The sequence below is a fragment of the Limnohabitans sp. B9-3 genome (genome assembly GCF_002778325.1).
In the GTDB taxonomy this organism is placed as follows: Bacteria; Pseudomonadota; Gammaproteobacteria; order Burkholderiales; family Burkholderiaceae_C; genus Limnohabitans; species Limnohabitans kasalickyi.
Window position 1 is genome coordinate 154,727 of sequence record NZ_NESI01000008.1, and the last position, 17,261, is coordinate 171,987.

The following is a 17,261-nucleotide window of genomic DNA, read 5'->3' on the forward strand; positions in this document are numbered from 1 at the left end:
CGCCAAATCTACAATCGACGGCATGACCGCTTACATCCTGAATTTGTCTTGCCCTGATCGTCAGGGCATCGTGCACGCCGTTTCTGGCTTTTTGTTGGAACGCCAAGGCAACATCGAAGAAGCCGCCCAGTACAACGACCCCGACACGGGTCTGTTCTTCATGCGCGTGCAATTTGCCTGCAGCGCGGTGGGTCAATCCGATTTACGCACCCAACTGGCCACCCTTGCTGAGACCTTCGGCATGAAATGGACCCTGCACGACACCACCCAGCCCATGCGCACGGTGTTGATGGTCAGCAAAGAGGGCCATTGCCTGAACGACCTGCTGTTCCGCTGGAAAAGCGGGTTGCTGCCTTTGGACATTCGCGCCATTGTCAGCAACCACCGGGAGTTCTACCAACTCGCGGCCAGCTACAACGTACCGTTTCACCACATCCCCGTCACGGCGGCCACCAAAGCTCAGGCAGAAGCCAAGCAGTTCGAGATCATCGAGTCTGAGGGTGCGGAGCTGGTGGTTCTGGCGCGTTACATGCAAATCTTGAGCGATGACTTGTGCAAAAAGTTGGCCGGTCGCGCCATCAACATTCACCACAGTTTTTTGCCCAGCTTCAAAGGTGCAAAGCCTTATTACCAAGCGCACGACCGCGGCGTGAAACTGATTGGCGCCACCGCCCATTACGTCACTGCAGACTTGGACGAAGGCCCCATAATTGAGCAAGACGTGGCCCGCGTGGATCACAGCAAAACCGTGGAAGACTTCACCGCCCAAGGCCGGGATACCGAGAGCCAAGTGCTGGCCCGCGCCGTCAAGTGGCACAGCGAACACCGCGTGCTGATCAACGGTCACAAGACCGTGATCTTTAAATGAGCCCCAACCGCATCCCGCCTATTCAGTGCTTGCTCACGTTTGAGGCTTTGGCACGGCTTCGTTCGGTCACGCAGGCGGCTGAGGAGCTGTGTGTCACGCCCAGCGCCGTGAGCCACCGTGTCAAGCAATTGGAACAATTGCTGGGCGTCAAGTTGTTTGGTCGCGCCGATTTTTCGCTGACCACCGAGGGCAGCGAGTACTTGGCGCATGTGCGCGAAGGCTTGTCTATTCTTGAGCGATTCCCCGGCAAAGACGGCAACAGCAACAACAGCAAACGCAAACTGCGTTTGGCCGTGACGCCCACTTTCGCCCGTTCCATCTTGATGCCACGCTTGCGCCAATTTGCCGAGGCTTACCCCGAGATTGACATCACGCTGCAAGTGAGCATTCCGCTGTTGGACGTGGTGGCTGAAGACGCCGACCTGACCATCCGCTTTGGCACCGGCCGCTATGCTGACGTCGAGCATGTGTGCCTGATGAAAGACGACGTGACGCCCATGGCCTCACCCGCCTACATCCGCGAGCATGGGCCGTTTGAAACGCCCGAAGACTTGGCCGATGCCACCCTGTTGCGCAGTCCGTTGGAACCATGGCGCACTTGGTTTGCCGCACACGAGCTCGATTGGCCTGAGCCGATTGATGGCAGCAGCTTCAACGACATCGGTTTGATGTGCGATGCCGCGGCGCAAGGCTTGGGCATAGGTTTGGTGCGTTTGAAGCTTGGCACCCCGTGGCTTGAAAACGGCACACTGGTGCGAATCTTTCCGCGCCAAGTGCCGAGCCCACATGGTCATTACCTCTGTTGGCGCACGGGCGCCTTGGACCGTTGGGAATGCGCGGCATTCGCAGAATGGCTGCAAAAGGCTGTGCCCTGAAAGCAAAACCTTTTCAATCGACGGTGTAACTTTCTTCACGCGCCGCGTCCGCGTTTTGCCTTAAAGTGAGCCACATGAACGCCCCACTCACGATCGACCAGCAAAACACCTTAGCCCGCGCGGAACGTCAAGCGCAAGTCGTGCAAGCCCTGCTGCAAGTGCTGCCCCAGCACGCCCTGCTCTACACCCTTGAAGATACCGTGCCTTACGAGTGCGATGGCCTCACCGCCTACCGCGCTCGACCCATGTGCGTAGCCTTGCCAGAGACGGTGGATCAAGTGCAAGCTGTGCTCAAAGCCTGTTATGCGCTCGATGTGCCCGTGGTCGCACGCGGTGCTGGCACGGGCCTCTCGGGTGGCGCCATGCCGCACACCCTAGGTGTGACGCTGTCGCTGGCCAAGTTCAACCAAATTCTCAACATCGACCCCTTCGCACGAACTGCGGTGGTCCAGTGCGGTGTGCGCAACCTGGCTATCAGCGAAGCGGTGTCTAAGTTTGGGTTGTATTACGCGCCTGACCCGTCCAGCCAGATTGCCTGCACCATCGGTGGCAACGTGGCCGAGAACTCGGGTGGCGTGCATTGTTTGAAATACGGCCTCACTGTGCACAACGTGCTCAAGGTCAAAGGCTTCACCGTGGAAGGCGACCCCGTTGAGTTTGGCGGCGACGCCCTCGACGCCCCGGGCCTCGACTTGTTGCCAGTGGTCGTGGGCAGCGAAGGCATGTTGGCGGTAACCACCGAAGTCACCGTCAAACTCGTGCCCAAACCACAGTTAGCACGTTGCATCATGGCCAGCTTTGACGACGTTCGCAAAGCGGGCGATGCCGTGGCTGCGGTGATTGCTGCAGGCATCATCCCCGCCGGCTTAGAGATGATGGACGGCCCCATGACCGCCGCCGTGGAAGACTTTGTCCACGCCGACTACGACCTCAGCGCCGCCGCGATTTTGCTGTGCGAGAGCGACGGCACGCCCGAAGAGGTGGAAGAAGAAATTGGCCGCATGAGCGACGTTCTGCGCGGCTGTGGCGCAACCGCCATCACCGTGAGCCGCGACGAAGCGCAACGCATGAAGTTTTGGAGCGGTCGCAAAAACGCGTTCCCCGCCTCGGGCCGCATCAGCCCCGACTACATGTGCATGGACAGCACCATTCCGCGCAAGCGTTTGGCTGACATTTTGGAAGCCATCAGCGAGATGGAAAAAAAATACCAGCTGCGCTGCTTGAACGTGTTCCATGCAGGCGATGGCAACTTGCACCCGCTGATTCTGTTTGATGCCAACGACCCCGACCAAATGCACCGCTGCGAACAATTTGGCGCAGACATCTTGGAAACCAGCGTGGCCATGGGTGGAACGGTCACGGGTGAGCACGGCGTGGGCATCGAGAAGGTGAACAGCATGTGTGTGCAGTTCAGCGCCGAAGAAAACGAGCAGATGTTTGGCGTGAAGCGCGCCTTTGACAGCAAGGGGCTACTCAACCCTGGCAAGGTCATCCCCACCCTGCACCGCTGTGCCGAATACGGCAAGATGTTGGTGCGTGCGGGGCAGATTAAGCATCCGGATTTGCCGCGCTTCTAAATTTGTCCAACTTGGCCTGCAAGTTGTTTTTAACGGCAGGCCATTCACTCGCGATGATGGAGTAAACCACCGTGTCGCGAACTGAGCCGTCTTTCAAAATTTGATGGCTTCTCAAGATGCCGTCTTGCTTAGCGCCAAGACGCTCAATCGCACGGCGCGATGCTTCGTTGAAAAAGTGCGTGCGGAACTCCACCGCATTTGCTTGTTGCACCTCAAACCAATATTGCATCAACAGATATTTGGCTTCTGTGTTGATCGCCGTGCCTTGCGCGGATTTGGCATACCAGGTGTAACCAATCAACCCTCGCTTGTGCGCTGGTTCTACGTTGTAAAAGCGGGTTGTACCTACAACTTTTTGCGTTTGGAGGTCTCTGACTACAAAAACCATATTGCCATTGGTCGATGCTTTTATAGCCGCATCGACATAGCTCGTCATCTCTTTGGGCGATGGCACATTGGCATACCAAAGATGCCAAAGCTCGCCGTCAGTCACGGAGTCTTTGAGCCCATCGACATGTGAATGCGTCAAAGGCTCAAGGACGACAAAACGGCCTCTCAACGAAACACTGAGCGTCTCGGTCATCTGTGATTTGAAATTCGAGAGCGTTAAGCCCCCAGCAAAGTGCAGCGTTGAATCTTCGCCAACGCTTCACCCATCGACTCACGTGCAATTGCCATGTCGTAGTTGGTTTGACCGCGCAACCACCAACCATCGCTCAAGCCAAAGTAACGGCACAAACGCAGATCGGTATCAGCAGTGATGGATCGTTTGCCCGCCACGATTTCGCCAATGCGTTGAGCGGGAACGCCAATTTCTTTGGCAAGTCGATATTTACTCAAGCCCAAAGGCTTAAGGAATTCTTCTTCCAACATTTCGCCGGGGGTAACGGGTGCAACTTTTCTCATGTCATTTCACCTCAGTGGTAGTCCACGATTTCCACATCAAATGCGCCTTCCGCGCCCCATTTGAAACAGAGGCGCCACTGGTCGCTGATTCGAATGCTGTACTGGCCTTTTCGATTGCCCTTGAGGGCTTCGAGTCTGTTTCCAGGCGGCGCTCGCAAGTCATCCAACACGCTTGACCAATCCAGCTGCTCTAACTTGCGCAAAGCCGGCCGCTCGATGTTGACCCAACGCGCCACGCGTTTGCCATCAAACAGCTTTTGTGTATCTAAGCATTTGAAAGACTTGATCGCCATACGCGAATAGTAACGCTACGCATGATTAATGTCAAATAGCTACGCAAATCAAGCGACGTAAGTCCGCCCACCAAATATCGCCGTCCCCACCCGCACCATCGTGCTGCCGGCCTGCACGGCGGCCTCTAGGTCGCCGGTCATGCCCATCGACAGGGTGTCGAACTGGGGCAGGTTCAATGCGGCTTTCACGTCGTCAAACAAGGCGCGTGCTTTGGCGTGCACGGCCACCTGCGCGTCAAAGCCTTCCACGGGGTCGGGGATGGTCATGAGGCCGCGTAAAACCACGCGGGGCAGCTTGGCCACTTCAGCAGCCAGCGCCAGAACATCAGCAGGGGCGATGCCAGATTTGGTTTCGCCGCCATCGATGTTGACTTGCAGGCACACGTTCAACGGCGCTAGGTTTGCGGGGCGTTGGTCGCTCAAGCGCTGCGCGATTTTGAGACGATCCACCGTGTGCGCCCAGTCGAAGTGCTCGGCCACAAGTTTGGTTTTGTTGCTTTGGATGGGACCGATGCAGTGCCACACCAAGGCGGGGGCTATACCTTGCAAAGCGGTGATTTTGTCTACCCCTTCTTGGATGTAGTTCTCTCCAAAATCGCGCTGACCACAGGCTGCCACTTGGCACACATCGTCGGCGCTGAAGGTTTTGGAGACGGCCAGCAATTGCACGGCATCGACGTTGCGACCGCTGGCCAAGCAAGCCGCCGCGATGCGCGCTTGCACGGCGCTGAGCTTGTCGCGCAACTGTGTATCTGTATCTGTGTTTTTCATCTTGGGTCAACTTTAACAAGGAGCCCTGCATGCCGCCCACACCCTCACACCTGAACACGTTGCTGCGCCTAGCCGTGGCGCAACACGCTTCGGACTTGCATCTGTCTGCGGGCTTGCCGCCCATGGCTCGGGCGATGGGCGCTTTGGTACCACTGGGCAGCGGTGCAGCGCTAGCCGACGAAACCACCTCATTGCAGCCGAACACCTCCCCATCGTCACAGACAAGTACAGCGTCACTCACACACGAGGCCTTGCTCGCGCTTTTGACCCCGCTGATGGACGCACCTGCACAAGCCCGCTTCGCCAAAGGACATGAGGTCGACTTTGCGTTTGCTGTCGAGGGCTTAGGCCGCTTCAGAGCCAATGCGTTCATGCAACAACATGGCTGCGGCGCGGTGCTGCGACACATCCCCCAGCACACGCCCACGCTGGACGCTTTGCAGACGCCACGGGTGCTGCCTGAGTTGCTGAAGCAAGTTGGCTTGTTGCTGGTCACTGGCCCCACGGGTTCGGGCAAGTCGACCACCTTGGCCGCCATGGTGCAGCACCTGAACACCACCACGCAGCAACACATCGTGACGCTGGAAGACCCGATCGAGTTTGTGCATACCTCAGCGCAATGCGTCATCACCCAACGCGAAATCGGCACGCACAGCCACAGCTTTGCACACGCGCTACGTGCCGCTTTGCGCGAAGACCCCGATGTGATTTTGGTGGGCGAGCTGCGTGACCTCGACACCATCCGCTTGGCACTCACCGCGGCAGAAACGGGTCACTTGGTGCTGGCCAGTTTGCACACCCGCAGCGCGGCAGCGAGTGTGGACCGCATCGTCGATGTGTTTGACGCGCATGAAAAGGCGTTGGTGCGCACGCAACTCAGTGAGGCCTTGGTCGGTGTGATCACGCAAACCTTGTGTCCCGCAGCGCCGCAACACACAGGAAGCGCGCCATCGACACGATGTGCCGTGTTTGAAACCTTGGTGGCCACCACGGCTATTCGCAACCTGATTCGAGAAGGCAAAACCGCGCAAATGCAAAGCGCGCAGCAAACGGGTGCGGCGCACGGCATGCAAACCATGGCGCAGGCGCTTCAAGAGGCGCGTGCCAAGGGGCGTATCGCAGCAGCTTAGGTCGGCGATGACCGAGGTGACAGCACAGAGTCCTCACAGCCCCTATGATTCAGCGCACTTTCAACCCAAGTTTTTAACGAAATAACCATGTCCAGCATCAACGCCAAAACCTACGAATCTGCCACCTCCACCCCAGTCGCCTTCATTGGCATGGGCGTCATGGGCTACCCCATGGCGGGCCACTTGGCCAGCGCCGGCCATGCCGTGACTGTTTACAACCGCTCGCCCGCCAAGGCTGAGGCTTGGGTGGCCGAGTTTGCCAACAGCTCATCGCCAAAAAGCGCTTTGACACCTCGCGAAGCCGCCAAAGGCGCACGTATTGTGTTTTGCTGTGTGGGCAATGACAACGACTTGCGCTCGGTCATCTTCGGTGCCGACGGTGCCTTGGCAGGTATGGAGCCCGGCACGATCTTGGTGGACCACACCACGGCATCAGCCGATGTGGCACGCGAGATCTATGCAGCGGCCAAAAACCTCGGCATTCACTTCATCGACGCGCCCGTCTCGGGCGGCCAAGGTGGCGCGCAAAACGGCCTGTTGACCGTCATGTGCGGCGGCGATGCAACTGTGTTTGAGCAGGTCAAACCCGTAGCCATGGCGTTCTCACGCGCCTTCACGTTGATGGGCGAGCCTGGTGCTGGCCAGCTCACCAAAATGGTGAACCAAATTTGTATCGCGGGCTTGGTGCAAGGCTTGAGCGAGGCGATCGCCTTCGGCTCCAAAGCGGGCCTTGACATGAACTTGGTGCTCGACGTGATTGGCAAAGGTGCTGCGCAAAGCTGGCAACTCGACAACCGCGGCAAAACCATGGTGGCCGACAAGTTCGATTTCGGTTTTGCCGTCGACTGGATGCGCAAAGATTTAGGTCTGGTGTTTGACGAAGCCCAGCGCAACGGCGCCGTGTTGCCAGTCACCAAAATGGTCGATCAGTTCTACGGCGAAGTACAGCAAATGGGTGGCAACCGCTGGGATACATCGAGCCTCATCAAGCGCTTGAAATAAACCAGTAGATCAAACAAAAGCCGCGCAGTTCTATTCGAACTGCGCGGCTTTTTTATGCCCATTGATCCGGGCGCATCAAGTTTGAAGCTGATTATTTGATGGGCGTAACCACAGCGCCACCGCTGACGGGTGGAGCCAGCGAAACAGGCTTGCTGGGTGGTTGTTCCAGCGAGGTGCTGCGTCTGGGTTGCATGGCACGCAGCTCATCTTCAGTGATGTATTCGAACACCTTCACCACGCGCTTGACGCCACTCACGCCACGGACCACATCAGTGGCACGATTGGCTTCGCGCTGCGTCACGCGGCCCATCAGATACACCGTGCCGCGCTCGGCCACCACCTTGTACACGGTGGCGAACACGTCTTCGCTGTCGACCATGGCGGCTTTGACCTTGGCCACTAGCAACACGTCGTTTGAACGGTCGGCAAAGCTGGAGGCGGGCCCCACAGCCAATTCGTTGGCGACCAAGCGGACGTTTTCAACGCGACCGATCAGTTGCTCCACTTGTTGACGCACACGGTCGCTGGACACCTCACCTGTGATCAACACTTGGCGGTTGTAGCTGGTGAAGTTGACATGTTCTTTGTTGCCAAAGTTCTCATTGCGGGCTGAAGCGCTGCGTTGCTCAATGCCCTCGTCTTCGAGTTGAATGCCGGTGGTTCGGCGGTCACTGGCGACCATCGCGCCGCCCATCATGCCGCCCAACATCACGGGGGCGCAGGCGGACAGGCCCAAGGTGAGGGCAAGAACGGTGAGTAGTTTTTGGCTTGTGTTTTTCATAGTCATTCGTTTCCTTCTTGATCACCAAGCAACTGCGTGTCCACGCCATCACAAATGCAATGGATGGTTAGCAAATGCACTTCTTGAATTCGCGCTGTACGGTCGTGCGGCACACAAATATGCACGTCGGTTTCGCGCAGGGCTTGACCCATTTTTCCACCACCTTTGCCGGTCAGGGCGACCACCGTCATGTCTCGCTCGTGGGCGGCTTGAATGGCGGCCAAGACATTGGGTGAACTGCCGCTGGTGGTGATGGCCAACAGCACATCGCCCGACTGCCCCAACGCACGCACTTGCTTGGCAAAGATTTGTTCAAAGTTGTAGTCGTTGGCGATGGCCGTGATGATGGAACTGTCCGTGGTGAGCGCAATAGCCCCCAGTTCGGGACGTTCGCGCTCAAATCGGCCCACAAACTCAGCCGCAAAGTGCTGCGCATCTGCGGCTGATCCACCGTTACCGCAAGCTAGCACCTTGCCACCACTGGTGACACTGGCCAGCACCGCAGAGACAGCAGATGCAATAGGTTTAGACAAGACTTGTGCGGCTTGGTATTTCAAGTCGGCGCTGTCGATGAAGTGTTGCTCAATGCGTTGCTCTAACATGCCGGAATGATACCTTTTGTGCCCATCATGCCGCGTCAAACGCTGCGGGGTACCAATGCAGGCCATCCGCCTCAAACGCCACCACATCAAAGCGACATGGTGGCTCTTGATGCAAGCGCATCAAATAGTGCCGAGCCGCAAACACAATGCGGCGTTGCTTTGCCGACGTGATGCTGGCCAATGCTCCGCCATGGGTGCGACTTCCGCGTTGTCGGACCTCGACAAAGACCAAGGTGCCATCGCGGTCACGAAGAATTAAATCTATTTCGCCGCCGCCGCGCCCGGGCGTTCGATAATTGCGTTGCACCAGCTTCAAGCCCTTCGCTTGCAGGTGATGCAAGGCGCGGTCTTCAGCCGCATCCCCTTTTTGCTTGGTGGTCGCATCCTTGGTGTTGTCGACCTTGAGCTTGTCCATAGATCTCCCTGATGAGCGCCAATTTTGATTCCGCCTTGACGGCAGCCCACGCCGCCGCCGCTACGCAGCACTACCCCACGGGGGCTTTGTTCGTCGTGGCCACGCCGATTGGTAATTTGGCCGACATCAGCCTGCGTGCGCTGCACACCTTGAGCTTATGCGACACCTTGGCCTGTGAAGACACCCGGCACAGCCAAACCTTGTTACGTGCCTATGGCATCGACAAGGGCTCCGCGCATTGGCTGGCCGTGCACCAACACAACGAAGCAGAAGCCGCACAAGAGGTGGTGCGCCGTTTACAAGCTGGCCAGCGCGTGGCCTATGTCAGTGATGCGGGCACACCCGCTGTGAGCGACCCAGGCGCGCGCTTGGCGTGGCAAGTGCAACTGGCAGGCCACCGCGTGATTCCGCTGCCCGGTGCCAGCAGTGTGACTGCATTACTGAGTGCGTGTGGCACGCCTGCGCATGACTCGTCGGGCTTTGTGTTCATCGGGTTTCTGCCCTCCAAAGCTACCGAGCGCATGCATGCGGTTGAAGTTCTCAAAGAAGAGCCGCGCACCCAAGTTCTGCTTGAAGCGCCACACCGCATCGAAGCCCTTGCCGCAGCGCTCGCACAGCTGGGTACACGCCCCCTGACTGTTGGTCGCGAGTTGACGAAGCAGTTCGAAGAAATTGCCACCGTCGCTGCACAAGATCTGAGCGCGTGGATCCAAGCCAGTCCGCAACGCACACGCGGTGAGTTCGCTTTGGTCGTGCACGCGCAAGTTCAAGAGGTGGAAACAGGTTCCGACAACGACCGCGTGTTGACGCTGTTGATGGCTGAATTGCCGCTAAAAACTGCCGTCAAACTGGCTGCTGATTTGACGGGTGAGGCGCGTAACGCTTTGTATGAGCGGGCCTTGGTGCTGAAGGCGCAAAGCGAAGGCTGAAATGGTGCGGCTGGCGGGGATCGAACCCACGACCCTTGGCTTCGGAGGCCAATACTCTATCCACTGAGCTACAGCCGCATGCGAGTCAATTTGCATTGTAAGGCCCCGCTATAATTGAAGGAGTTTAAAAGTTGATTCCTAAGGACACATTCATCATGAGCGACAACCACCACGAAGAAGATCACACCGGACCGGTCAAAACCCCTAAACAGTTCTTAATGATGGTGGGTTACTCCTTTGTGTTGCCTATTTTCATCATCATTGGTTTGGTTTATTTTGTAACCACCGACAACATGCCTCAGGCAGGTTCGTCCACCTCACCAGAAGCTATCGCAACTCGTATTCAGAAGGTCGGCTCTGTTGAAATTCGCGATGCCAACCGCGAGCTGAAGGCTGGTGTTGAGGTGTTCAAGGCTCAGTGCGCGGCTTGTCACGTTTCTGGCGCTGCGGGTGCCCCTAAAGTCGGTGATAAGGCCGCTTGGGCGCCTCGCTTGGGCAAGGGTTACGACGCTCTGCTGACCTCAGCGCTGAAGGGCAAGGGTGCCATGGGTGCACAAGGTGGTGGCGACTTTGACGACCTCGAAATAGGTCGTGCCGTCGTCTACATGGCCAACGAAGCGGGTGCAAAATTCACCGACCCAAAGAAGGCTGAAGCCAAGTAATTGGCGCTTGTCCATCAAACCGGCTTAGGCCGGTTTTTTTTCGTCTGTTATTTCTTTTCTATCGCTGCCTGCGGACTTCTTACGTAGCCAAATTGCTGAGCCAAAGAAGCACGTGACACCTCTTGCGGCACCCATAATCCTTCCTCAATTGGCCTCAGAACCAAATGCATGTCTTGTGTGTGCACCAAGCCAAAGCCCAGCTCAGTGTCTATGTACAAATAACCCGCCTCATCGACACAACACCGCTGAATGCGCGCGGCTCGTCCTGTGTGTGTTTGCAGGCTCCCGTCAGCTTGTATTCGCCATATCCAAGGTGTGGCTTCTAACTCGACATACACACGCTGTGGTCCATTTTGAAAAAACCAACGGCCAAGCGTATCGGATTCGTAGTTGCGCGCAATGAAGTCGATGAGTTTTTCGTGCTGCAGCCGAGAGCCCTTGCTTTGTGTGAAATTACCTAGAGCCTGCACTGTGTCATCCCGCATGTACCAATCACCCCGCGCGTCTAAACCTAGCCAACCAAAGCAGTCTGGAACATGAGGCCATTTAGCGATAGCTTGTTTGACGATGTCGTCCATGACGATCCTTTTAAATAGAAACTTGTTTTAACCATTCCACAACAGCTTTTGGCATGTCTGACAAGTGCCCCGGAAATGTGCCTCCCGTGAAGCCCACGTGTCCACCGGCGTTGGGTTGCCACAACTGCACCCAATCGCTGACCTCTTCAAATTTGGGTAGGCTGCTTGCTGGAATGAACGGATCGTTGCGTGCATTCAAAACCAAGGCAGGGACGCGAACGCTGGCGAGGTCTCGCTTGGCTGAGGCTCTGCTCCAATAATCATTTGTATCTTTGAAGCCATGCAGCGGTGCTGTGAAGATGTTGTCAAAACCGTAAAGCGTATCGACACGCATAAGTGCATGTGGGTCGAACAATCCCGGAAATTGATTCAACTTTTGCAAGGCCCGCGGTTTCATACTCGCTAAAAACATGCGCGCGTACACGCGTTTGTTAAAACCACGGTCAATCGCGTGTCCGCTGGCTGCGAGGTCAAGGGGCGAACATACGGATGCAATCCCATCAATCTCGGCCGATGCAGCATGCCCCTGCTCACCTGCCCAACGCATCAGCGCGTTGCCGCCAAGAGATATGCCGACAGCGTACATGGCAGCATCATGTGTCTTACGAAATTTCGACAACAACCAGCCTATTTCTTCGTGATCACCGGAATGGTAGGCGCGGGGTGAGAGGTTCAACTCACCGCTGCAACCTCTGAAATGAGGCATGGCAAGACGCCAACCGCGTTGCTGCACTTCGCCCGCAAATGCTTGTGCGTAGTGGCTGTTTGAAGAACCTTCTAAGCCGTGAAACAACACCAAAAGTGGTGCGTCTTTTTGAACAAATGGATGGATGAGCCAATCAACGTCGATGAAGTCGCCGTCTGGTGCTGTCCACCGCTCTCGCGACCATTGAATACCGGTAGGTTGATGTTGTCGCGCAACTTTGGCTGCGTAAATTGTTTGTAAATTTCCACCTGGTAGCCACCAAGGCGCTTTGTAATTCCAACTCAATGCAAAACCTGAGACGATGAGAGCGGCCCTTGCTGCACAGCCAAGGTGCCTGGACTGGCATGGTGCGCGACCATTCTCCACCCTTGTGGTGTCCGCTGATAGACGTTGGTGGCGATCACCACGGCCTCTTGTGGCCCTTCTGCAGTCAAGACGGCAACCCGTTCGACCACGTTGTGCATCGCACTGGTGAGTGACTCCACTTTGCTGATCTGTTCGGGCCGTGCAGCAATACGACCGCTCGTAAACATAGCTTCAAATGCGGCACGGATTGAGGCAGTTCCAATCAACCGTGGCCCACCTGGGTGTATGCAAATGACTTCGTCCTCATCTGCCCAGCAAGCCATCAACTGAACAATGTCACCCTGCTGCAAGGCCTCGTAGAACTGTGCTTCTATTTCATCGGCACTTCCACCGATCGTGGCAGCTTGAATTTTGGCTTTTTGCATCTCTAAATTGTCGCTTGATTTCTGCCAAATGAAAAAGCCCTTGTCCTGAGACAAGGGCTTTTGCAAGTTGCAGTTTGATGCTGTTTACTTTTTAGCGCGGAAGCGACGCAAAGCAGACAACTCAGCAGCCAAAATAGCGAGCTCAGATTGTGCAAGCGCTAAATCAACTTCGCCTTTGGCATTTTTAACCGCTTCTAAAGCGGCTAATTTGGCAGCGTTGGCTTTTTCTTCGTCCAAGTCTTTGCCGCGAACTGCGGTGTCAGTCAAGACGGTGACGCAATCAGGTTGCACTTCAATAATGCCACCTGCTACGAACACAAACTCTTCACCACCATCTGCAGTTTGAATACGCACCGAACCAGCTCGGATGCGCGAGATCAGCGGGGTGTGGCGCGGATAAATACCGAGCTCACCCGCCTCGCCAGGCAAAGCCACAAAAGTGGCTTCGCCGGAGAAGATTAACTCTTCTGCACTGACGACATCAACGTGGATGGTACTCATAGGATCTCTCAGATCTTCTTAGCTTTTTCGAACGCTTCGTCGATGGTACCGACCATGTAGAAGGCTTGTTCTGGCAGGTGGTCACACTCGCCGTTCACAATCATCTTGAAGCCACGAATCGTTTCAGCCAAGGTGACGTATTTACCGGGCGAGCCAGTGAACACTTCAGCCACGTGGAAAGGCTGCGACAAGAAACGTTGGATCTTACGAGCGCGAGCCACAGCCAGCTTGTCTTCAGGTGCCAATTCGTCCATACCCAAAATCGCGATGATGTCACGCAATTCTTTGTAGCGTTGCAAAGTGCCTTGCACAGCACGAGCTGTGGCGTAGTGCTCTTCGCCCACAACCAAGGGGTCCAACTGACGGCTGGTGGAGTCCAATGGATCCACAGCTGGGTAGATACCCAATGAAGCGATGTCACGAGACAACACAACGGTGGAGTCCAAGTGAGCAAAAGTGGTCGCTGGCGATGGGTCGGTCAAGTCATCGGCAGGCACGTAAACGGCTTGGATGGAAGTGATAGAACCCACTTTGGTCGACGTAATACGCTCTTGCAAGCGGCCCATTTCTTCGGCCAATGTAGGTTGGTAACCCACAGCAGAAGGCATACGACCCAACAAAGCGGACACTTCGGTACCGGCCAAGGTGTAGCGATAGATGTTGTCCACGAAGAACAAGACGTCTTTGCCTTCGTCACGGAATGACTCAGCGATGGTCAAACCCGTCAAGGCCACGCGCAAACGGTTGCCTGGAGGCTCGTTCATCTGACCGTAAACCATGGCAACTTTGGACTCTTCGAGTTTCTCGAGGTTCACAACGCCAGAGTCAGCCATCTCGTGGTAGAAGTCGTTACCTTCACGGGTACGTTCACCCACACCAGCGAACACGGACAAGCCGCTGTGCGCTTTAGCGATGTTGTTGATCAACTCCATCATGTTCACGGTCTTGCCCACACCCGCGCCACCGAACAAGCCAACCTTACCGCCCTTGGCGAATGGGCAGACCAAGTCAATCACTTTGATGCCGGTCTCGAGCAATTCTTGCGAAGGGCTGAGTTCGTCATAGGCAGGGGCTTTGCGGTGAATTGAGGCAGTTTGTGCCAAGTCGACAGGACCACGTTCGTCGATGGGGTTACCCAACACGTCCATGATGCGGCCGAGGGTGGCTTTACCGACGGGAACGGTGATCGCCGCGCCAGTATTCGTCACCATCAAACCACGACGCAAACCGTCGGAAGTGCCCAACGCGATGGTACGGACGATGCCGTCACCGAGTTGCTGCTGCACTTCGAGCGTGAGGGCAGTACCCTCAAGCTTCAGTGCGTCATACACCTTAGGCATTTGGTTGCGTGGAAACTCGACGTCCACCACGGCGCCAATACATTGAACAATCTTGCCCTGAACGCCAGCGTTCGTGTGGGTGGTCTCATGAGCCATATTTTTTGCTCCAAAAATTAAAATCAGACAGCAGCCGCACCGGCAACGATTTCCGAAAGTTCTTTCGTAATCGCAGCTTGACGCGTCTTGTTGTAAACCAGTTTGAGTTCGTTGATCACGTTCCCAGCGTTGTCGGTCGCGGACTTCATCGCCACCATGCGTGCCGATTGCTCGGACGCCATACTTTCAGCCACGGCTTGATAGACCAAGGCTTCCACGTAACGGATCAACAAATCGTCAATGACGACATGCGGCTCGGGTTCGTAGATGTAGTCCCACGTGCTGTGTACTTCGTTGGTTTTGAGCAAGTTTGCCGACAAGGGCAACAGCTTCTCGACCACGGCCTCTTGTTTCATCGTGTTGATGAAACGTGTGAAGCACAAATACACCGCATTGATTTCACCCTTCGCATACGCGTCGAGCAAAACCTTCACGGGACCAATCAACTTGTCCAAGTGCGGCGTATCGCCAAGTTGCGTCGCATGCGACACCACTTTGACACCTGAACGGTTCAAAAAGCCCATACCTTTGTTACCGATGGCCACAGCTTGCGCCGTCATGCCTTCAGCTTGCATATCGCGCAACTTGTGAGACAAGAGACGCAAGACGTTGGTGTTCAGACCGCCGCACAAACCTTTGTCGGTCGTCACCACAACGTAACCAGCACCTTTAGCGTCGTTCAAAACCATGAAGGGATGAACGTATTCAGGGTTGGCTTTGCCAAGGTTAGCCGCCACATGGCGAATTTTCTCGCTGTACGGACGCGCAGCGCGCATGCGCTCCTGCGCTTTGCGCATTTTTGACGCGGCCACCATTTCCATGGCTTTGGTGATCTTCTTGGTGTTTTCCACCGATTTGATCTTGCCGCGAATTTCCTTACCTGCTGCCATAAGAGGCTCCTTGTGTGGTCAGGTAGGAATTAAGCAAAGGTTTTCTTGAATGCTGCGATAGCGGCATTCATGTCGGCCTCGGCATCTTTGTCCATGGCTTTGTCGGCTTCTAATTTGGCCAACAATGCAGCGTGCTTGTCCTTGAGGAAAGCATGCAAGCCATGTTCAAAGCTCAAAACTTGCTTGACGTCGATGTCGTCGAGGTAACCCTTGTTGACAGCAAACAGAGTCGCGCCCATCAAGCTGATGGTTTGTGGGCTGTACTGAGCTTGTTTGAGCAATTCGGTCACGCGAGCACCGCGGTCGAGTTGTTTACGTGTGGCTTCGTCGAGGTCAGAAGCGAACTGAGCAAACGCAGCCAATTCACGGTACTGTGCCAAGTCGGTACGGATACCACCGGACAAGTTCTTGATCAATTTTGTTTGAGCTGCACCACCCACACGAGACACCGAGATACCGGCGTTGATCGCAGGACGGATACCAGCGTTGAACAATGAGGTTTCCAAGAAGATCTGACCGTCAGTGATCGAAATCACGTTAGTTGGTACGAAAGCAGACACGTCACCAGCTTGGGTTTCAATGATTGGCAAAGCGGTCAATGAACCTGTTTTGCCTTTGACAGCGCCTTTGGTGAAGGCTTCGACGTAGTCGGCGTTCACGCGGGCAGCACGCTCGAGCAAACGGCTGTGGAGATAGAACACGTCGCCAGGGTAAGCTTCGCGGCCTGGTGGGCGACGCAACAGCAAAGACACTTGACGGTAAGCCACAGCTTGCTTAGACAGATCGTCATACACGATCAAAGCGTCTTCGCCACGGTCACGGAAGTATTCGCCCATCGTGCAACCTGAGTAGGCAGACACGTACTGCATCGCTGCAGATTCAGAGGCAGAAGCTGCCACCACGATGGTGTATTCCATTGCGCCAGCTTGTTCCAAAGCGCGCACCACGTTTTTGATCGACGAGGCTTTTTGACCAATCGCGACGTAAACGCAGGTCATGTTCTGACCTTTTTGGTTGATGATGGCGTCGATCGCGACAGCAGTTTTACCTGTCTGACGGTCACCAATGATCAACTCGCGCTGACCACGGCCCACGGGAACCATGGAGTCAATGGACTTCAAACCGGTTTGCATCGGCTGGCTCACGGATTCGCGAGCAATCACGCCTGGCGCAACTTTCTCGATCACGTCAGTCAACTTGGCGTTGATCGGACCTTTGCCATCAATGGGCTGACCCAAGGCATTGACAACGCGACCGATCAATTCAGGGCCGACGGGCACTTCCAAAATACGACCTGTACATTTGACAATGTCGCCTTCGGAGATGTGCTCATACTCACCCAAGATCACGGCGCCGACCGAGTCACGCTCGAGGTTCAGGGCCAGACCGAATGTGTTGTTGGGGAATTCCAACATTTCGCCTTGCATCGCGTCAGAGAGACCGTGCACGCGAACGATACCGTCGGTCACCGAAAGAACGGTGCCTTGGTTGCGAACGTTGGCATCGGTGCCCAAACCTTCGATACGAGTCTTAATCAGCTCAGAGATTTCTGCTGGATTGAGTTGCATGACTCTTTCCTTCTTTCTTGTAAGGGCCAACTGCTTTCAA

Annotated in this window: 21 protein-coding genes and 1 tRNA gene; 7 read left to right on the plus strand and 15 right to left on the minus strand. The window is 55.8% G+C overall.

The window, feature by feature from the left end; all coding sequences use genetic code 11:
* Positions 1–22 precede the first annotated feature (22 nt).
* The 3 genes from purU (at position 23) to B9Z42_RS13080 (ending at position 3,320) form a co-directional block, all read left to right on the plus strand.
* On the plus strand, positions 23–868 hold the full coding sequence (purU, locus tag B9Z42_RS13070) for a formyltetrahydrofolate deformylase (RefSeq protein ID WP_100133900.1): 846 nt from the start codon (positions 23–25) through the stop codon (positions 866–868).
* Entirely contained in the window at positions 865–1,743 is an 879-nt protein-coding gene (locus tag B9Z42_RS13075; RefSeq protein ID WP_100133846.1) for a LysR substrate-binding domain-containing protein, read from the plus strand. The genes purU and B9Z42_RS13075 overlap by 4 nt, the downstream gene beginning before the upstream one ends.
* Before the next feature lie 74 nt (positions 1,744–1,817).
* Positions 1,818–3,320 carry an FAD-linked oxidase C-terminal domain-containing protein gene (locus B9Z42_RS13080; RefSeq protein WP_100133847.1) on the plus strand — a complete coding sequence of 501 codons (1,503 nt, stop codon included), beginning with the start codon at positions 1,818–1,820 and terminating at the stop codon, positions 3,318–3,320.
* Here the strand turns inward: B9Z42_RS13080 and B9Z42_RS13085 are convergent.
* The 4 genes from B9Z42_RS13085 to B9Z42_RS13100 are packed head-to-tail and all read right to left on the minus strand — an operon-like array spanning position 3,292 to position 5,290.
* Positions 3,292–3,903, minus strand: coding sequence for a GNAT family N-acetyltransferase (locus tag B9Z42_RS13085; RefSeq protein ID WP_100133848.1), 612 nt, complete (start codon positions 3,901–3,903; stop codon positions 3,292–3,294). The genes B9Z42_RS13080 and B9Z42_RS13085 overlap by 29 nt on opposite strands.
* Before the next feature lie 23 nt (positions 3,904–3,926).
* Complete coding sequence (locus B9Z42_RS13090; RefSeq protein ID WP_100133849.1) at positions 3,927–4,226, minus strand: HigA family addiction module antitoxin; 300 nt, start codon at positions 4,224–4,226, stop codon at positions 3,927–3,929.
* Between the two features lie 11 nt (positions 4,227–4,237).
* Positions 4,238–4,519, minus strand: coding sequence for a type II toxin-antitoxin system RelE/ParE family toxin (locus B9Z42_RS13095; RefSeq protein WP_100133850.1), 282 nt, complete (start codon positions 4,517–4,519; stop codon positions 4,238–4,240).
* Positions 4,520–4,567: 48 nt separating this feature from the next.
* Positions 4,568–5,290: a YggS family pyridoxal phosphate-dependent enzyme gene (locus B9Z42_RS13100; RefSeq protein ID WP_100133851.1), complete on the minus strand. Its 723-nt coding sequence runs from the start codon at positions 5,288–5,290 to the stop codon at positions 4,568–4,570.
* 29 nt (positions 5,291–5,319) lie between these two features.
* Here B9Z42_RS13100 and B9Z42_RS13105 point away from each other — a divergent pair, with 29 nt between their 5' ends.
* Together B9Z42_RS13105 and B9Z42_RS13110 are read left to right on the plus strand one after the other, a co-directional pair.
* The gene (locus B9Z42_RS13105) at positions 5,320–6,420 is read left to right on the plus strand and encodes a type IV pilus twitching motility protein PilT (RefSeq protein ID WP_100133852.1); all 1,101 of its coding nucleotides are present in this window, start codon (positions 5,320–5,322) and stop codon (positions 6,418–6,420) included.
* A gap of 87 nt (positions 6,421–6,507) precedes the next feature.
* On the plus strand, positions 6,508–7,422 hold the full coding sequence (locus tag B9Z42_RS13110) for an NAD(P)-dependent oxidoreductase (protein WP_100133853.1): 915 nt from the start codon (positions 6,508–6,510) through the stop codon (positions 7,420–7,422).
* Positions 7,423–7,513: 91 nt separating this feature from the next.
* Here the strand turns inward: B9Z42_RS13110 and B9Z42_RS13115 are convergent, their stop codons facing one another.
* From B9Z42_RS13115 to B9Z42_RS13125, 3 genes are read right to left on the minus strand one after another with little or no spacing between them, the layout of a single operon-like run.
* Positions 7,514–8,209: a BON domain-containing protein gene (locus tag B9Z42_RS13115; RefSeq protein WP_100133854.1), complete on the minus strand. Its 696-nt coding sequence runs from the start codon at positions 8,207–8,209 to the stop codon at positions 7,514–7,516.
* Positions 8,206–8,805: a phosphoheptose isomerase gene (locus B9Z42_RS13120; RefSeq protein ID WP_100133855.1), complete on the minus strand. Its 600-nt coding sequence runs from the start codon at positions 8,803–8,805 to the stop codon at positions 8,206–8,208. The genes B9Z42_RS13115 and B9Z42_RS13120 overlap by 4 nt, the downstream gene beginning before the upstream one ends.
* Before the next feature lie 25 nt (positions 8,806–8,830).
* Positions 8,831–9,220, minus strand: a complete 390-nt coding sequence (locus B9Z42_RS13125; RefSeq protein WP_100133856.1) for a YraN family protein — start codon at positions 9,218–9,220, stop codon at positions 8,831–8,833.
* 11 nt (positions 9,221–9,231) lie between these two features.
* Between B9Z42_RS13125 and rsmI the strand changes: the two genes are divergently transcribed.
* Complete coding sequence (rsmI, locus tag B9Z42_RS13130) at positions 9,232–10,149, plus strand: 16S rRNA (cytidine(1402)-2'-O)-methyltransferase (RefSeq protein ID WP_100133857.1); 918 nt, start codon at positions 9,232–9,234, stop codon at positions 10,147–10,149.
* Positions 10,150–10,151: 2 nt separating this feature from the next.
* On the opposite strand, the gene B9Z42_RS13135 is transcribed toward rsmI, so the two are convergent.
* Positions 10,152–10,227, minus strand: a tRNA-Arg gene (locus B9Z42_RS13135).
* Between the two features lie 77 nt (positions 10,228–10,304).
* Between B9Z42_RS13135 and B9Z42_RS13140 the strand changes: the two genes are divergently transcribed.
* Entirely contained in the window at positions 10,305–10,811 is a 507-nt protein-coding gene (locus B9Z42_RS13140; RefSeq protein WP_100133901.1) for a cytochrome c5 family protein, read from the plus strand.
* A gap of 47 nt (positions 10,812–10,858) precedes the next feature.
* On the opposite strand, the gene B9Z42_RS13145 is transcribed toward B9Z42_RS13140, so the two are convergent.
* The 7 genes from B9Z42_RS13145 to atpA all read right to left on the minus strand — a co-directional run bounded on the left by B9Z42_RS13145 (position 10,859) and on the right by atpA (position 17,221).
* Positions 10,859–11,389, minus strand: a complete 531-nt coding sequence (locus B9Z42_RS13145; RefSeq protein WP_100133858.1) for a DUF2946 family protein — start codon at positions 11,387–11,389, stop codon at positions 10,859–10,861.
* Positions 11,390–11,399: 10 nt separating this feature from the next.
* Positions 11,400–12,461, minus strand: a complete 1,062-nt coding sequence (locus B9Z42_RS13150; RefSeq protein ID WP_369806878.1) for a YheT family hydrolase — start codon at positions 12,459–12,461, stop codon at positions 11,400–11,402.
* Positions 12,377–12,826, minus strand: coding sequence for a nuclear transport factor 2 family protein (locus B9Z42_RS13155; protein WP_100133860.1), 450 nt, complete (start codon positions 12,824–12,826; stop codon positions 12,377–12,379). The genes B9Z42_RS13150 and B9Z42_RS13155 overlap by 85 nt, the downstream gene beginning before the upstream one ends.
* A gap of 84 nt (positions 12,827–12,910) precedes the next feature.
* A complete protein-coding gene (locus B9Z42_RS13160; protein WP_100133861.1) occupies positions 12,911–13,327 on the minus strand; it encodes a F0F1 ATP synthase subunit epsilon in 417 nt (138 codons plus the stop codon).
* Between the two features lie 8 nt (positions 13,328–13,335).
* A complete protein-coding gene (gene atpD, locus B9Z42_RS13165; RefSeq protein ID WP_100133862.1) occupies positions 13,336–14,763 on the minus strand; it encodes a F0F1 ATP synthase subunit beta in 1,428 nt (475 codons plus the stop codon).
* A 23-nt stretch (positions 14,764–14,786) separates the two neighbouring features.
* On the minus strand, positions 14,787–15,653 hold the full coding sequence (atpG, locus tag B9Z42_RS13170) for a F0F1 ATP synthase subunit gamma (RefSeq protein ID WP_100133863.1): 867 nt from the start codon (positions 15,651–15,653) through the stop codon (positions 14,787–14,789).
* A 29-nt stretch (positions 15,654–15,682) separates the two neighbouring features.
* Positions 15,683–17,221, minus strand: coding sequence for a F0F1 ATP synthase subunit alpha (atpA, locus tag B9Z42_RS13175; RefSeq protein ID WP_100133864.1), 1,539 nt, complete (start codon positions 17,219–17,221; stop codon positions 15,683–15,685).
* Between the last annotated feature and the right edge of the window lie 40 nt (positions 17,222–17,261).

What these genes read in the sequence shown, in the direction of transcription:
- purU (WP_100133900.1), top strand. Translation starts at nt 23, where the DNA reads ATGACCGCTTACATCCTGAATTTGTCTTGCCCTGATCGTCAGGGCATC.
- B9Z42_RS13075 (WP_100133846.1), top strand. Translation starts at nt 865, where the DNA reads ATGAGCCCCAACCGCATCCCGCCTATTCAGTGCTTGCTCACGTTTGAG.
- B9Z42_RS13080 (WP_100133847.1), top strand. Translation starts at nt 1,818, where the DNA reads ATGAACGCCCCACTCACGATCGACCAGCAAAACACCTTAGCCCGCGCG.
- B9Z42_RS13085 (WP_100133848.1), bottom strand. Translation starts at nt 3,903, where the DNA reads ATGACCGAGACGCTCAGTGTTTCGTTGAGAGGCCGTTTTGTCGTCCTT.
- B9Z42_RS13090 (WP_100133849.1), bottom strand. Translation starts at nt 4,226, where the DNA reads ATGAGAAAAGTTGCACCCGTTACCCCCGGCGAAATGTTGGAAGAAGAA.
- B9Z42_RS13095 (WP_100133850.1), bottom strand. Translation starts at nt 4,519, where the DNA reads ATGGCGATCAAGTCTTTCAAATGCTTAGATACACAAAAGCTGTTTGAT.
- B9Z42_RS13100 (WP_100133851.1), bottom strand. Translation starts at nt 5,290, where the DNA reads ATGAAAAACACAGATACAGATACACAGTTGCGCGACAAGCTCAGCGCC.
- B9Z42_RS13105 (WP_100133852.1), top strand. Translation starts at nt 5,320, where the DNA reads ATGCCGCCCACACCCTCACACCTGAACACGTTGCTGCGCCTAGCCGTG.
- B9Z42_RS13110 (WP_100133853.1), top strand. Translation starts at nt 6,508, where the DNA reads ATGTCCAGCATCAACGCCAAAACCTACGAATCTGCCACCTCCACCCCA.
- B9Z42_RS13115 (WP_100133854.1), bottom strand. Translation starts at nt 8,209, where the DNA reads ATGACTATGAAAAACACAAGCCAAAAACTACTCACCGTTCTTGCCCTC.
- B9Z42_RS13120 (WP_100133855.1), bottom strand. Translation starts at nt 8,805, where the DNA reads ATGTTAGAGCAACGCATTGAGCAACACTTCATCGACAGCGCCGACTTG.
- B9Z42_RS13125 (WP_100133856.1), bottom strand. Translation starts at nt 9,220, where the DNA reads ATGGACAAGCTCAAGGTCGACAACACCAAGGATGCGACCACCAAGCAA.
- rsmI (WP_100133857.1), top strand. Translation starts at nt 9,232, where the DNA reads ATGAGCGCCAATTTTGATTCCGCCTTGACGGCAGCCCACGCCGCCGCC.
- B9Z42_RS13140 (WP_100133901.1), top strand. Translation starts at nt 10,305, where the DNA reads ATGAGCGACAACCACCACGAAGAAGATCACACCGGACCGGTCAAAACC.
- B9Z42_RS13145 (WP_100133858.1), bottom strand. Translation starts at nt 11,389, where the DNA reads ATGGACGACATCGTCAAACAAGCTATCGCTAAATGGCCTCATGTTCCA.
- B9Z42_RS13155 (WP_100133860.1), bottom strand. Translation starts at nt 12,826, where the DNA reads ATGCAAAAAGCCAAAATTCAAGCTGCCACGATCGGTGGAAGTGCCGAT.
- B9Z42_RS13160 (WP_100133861.1), bottom strand. Translation starts at nt 13,327, where the DNA reads ATGAGTACCATCCACGTTGATGTCGTCAGTGCAGAAGAGTTAATCTTC.
- atpD (WP_100133862.1), bottom strand. Translation starts at nt 14,763, where the DNA reads ATGGCTCATGAGACCACCCACACGAACGCTGGCGTTCAGGGCAAGATT.
- atpG (WP_100133863.1), bottom strand. Translation starts at nt 15,653, where the DNA reads ATGGCAGCAGGTAAGGAAATTCGCGGCAAGATCAAATCGGTGGAAAAC.
- atpA (WP_100133864.1), bottom strand. Translation starts at nt 17,221, where the DNA reads ATGCAACTCAATCCAGCAGAAATCTCTGAGCTGATTAAGACTCGTATC.